Source organism: Amycolatopsis rhizosphaerae (genome assembly GCF_007713715.1).
Lineage (GTDB): Bacteria > Actinomycetota > Actinomycetes > Mycobacteriales > Pseudonocardiaceae > Amycolatopsis_E > Amycolatopsis_E rhizosphaerae.
On record NZ_VJWX01000824.1, the window covers coordinates 1 to 1,534 of the forward strand.

The window sequence follows — 1,534 nt, forward strand, 5'->3', positions numbered from 1 at the left end:
CCGCCCCCGCACCCGCGGGCACCCACCACACCCACGACGTGGTCCTGCGAGCACAACGCCTGCGGTGACAGGCTGGGTCCGCCCGGTTGTCCGGACGGACCCAGCCTCCTGTGCCGTCAGCCGTCAGCCGACCGTGACGGTCACTGCGGCGGTGTGCAGCACACCGCCGGTCTGGAACTGGAGGAACAACCGCCAGGAGCCCGCCTTGGGCAGCATGACCTCGAACTTCAGCTCCGGTCCGCCGTGGTCTCCCTCGGCCGTGCCGTGCGGGTGCAGGTGCGCGATGGCGAGATCGCCTTCGTGGAACGCGGTCAGGTGCCCGTAGGTGTCCAGATAGGGCTGCAGGTCGGTGACCGGCTTGCCGTCCTTGGAAACCGTCACCGTGAGGTCCTGGCGCATGCCGGTCATGAACCGGTTGCTGGACAGGCTCAGACCGTAGCCGTCGGCCTGGGCCGTGGTGGACGGCGACGGCAGCGGTACGGTCTCCGGGGTTCCGGGCACGGTGACGCCTTGGCTGAGCATCAAGGGAACCGGCTTACCGGAGGCGTCCTTGGTGATGAACGAGGCGTAGGCCCGGTAGGTGCCGGGCGTGGCGGCGGCGAGTGGCGCGGTCCAGGTGCCGTCCCCGGCCATCGTGGGGTGGACGTGCTGGAACCCGGCGAGGTCCGAGCGGATCAGGTAGAAGTGCATGAGCTTCGTCTGGTCCGGCTCGAAAGCGGTGACCGGCCTGCCGTCCGCGCCGGTGATCCGGAACGTGAACGACGCGCCCTGCCCGGCCGGGACCGAGGTGGTGGTGGGGACGAACCGGAAACCGGCGGACTCCGCGGCCAGACCGTCGCCGGTGGGCATGTCGTCCATCCCGGGCATCCCGTCGTGAGCGGGCATCGAGCTGGACGCCGGCATGCTTCCGTGGTCCATTCCGGACATACCGGAGGAGTCCGGGGAACCGCTGCCGCAGGCGGCCGCCAGCAGTCCCGTCGCGGCGGTGATCCCCAGGATCAGCAGCGAACGGCGTGATCGAGTGACAATCGACATCGAGAAGTCTTTCCAGGAAGCGCACACGCTTTTCGTGTGCGGACATGAACAGGGCGTCGAGAACCGGGCGAGCCACCGCGTGGCCCGCTCAGCGCCTGTCCGTCACGTCCGCGACACGCACAGCGTGGTGAGCAGTTGCGCTCCTGTTCGAGGGGGTGCCCGGTGGCTTCTGGGGTTCCCCCGGCCGACGAAACCCGGCAGCGGGGCGAGCCACGCCAGCGCTACGGTTGCCGCGAGCAGCAGGAGAACCAGCAGGGCGTCGATTCCTCGCGAGGCCGGGGTGAACACGCACGCCGCTCCCCCGGCCGTCCTGTCGTCCTGCGTGCCGGGATGCGCGGCCGTCCTGTCGCCCTGCGACACCTCACCCGGTACGACGGCTTCCGCCACGCGCTCGGTCATCGTCATGCTCATGGTGGTGGCATGCGCGCCGCTGCCCGCGGCACAGCCTTGCGCCGGAAGGCCGTGCATGGCGAACAGGCCGACCAGCACGGCGCACGCG

The 1,534-nt window shown here is 70.2% G+C and carries 2 protein-coding genes; both read right to left on the reverse strand.

The window, feature by feature from the left end; all coding sequences use genetic code 11:
• Positions 1–123 precede the first annotated feature (123 nt).
• Positions 124–1,035 (reverse strand): hypothetical protein, encoded by a 912-nt coding sequence (locus FNH05_RS37185; protein ID WP_246128167.1) that lies wholly within the window; start codon positions 1,033–1,035, stop codon positions 124–126.
• 102 nt (positions 1,036–1,137) lie between these two features.
• Positions 1,138–1,534, reverse strand: a 397-nt coding sequence (locus FNH05_RS38680) for a DUF6153 family protein (protein WP_186382941.1), incomplete at its 5' end; no start/stop codon positions are given.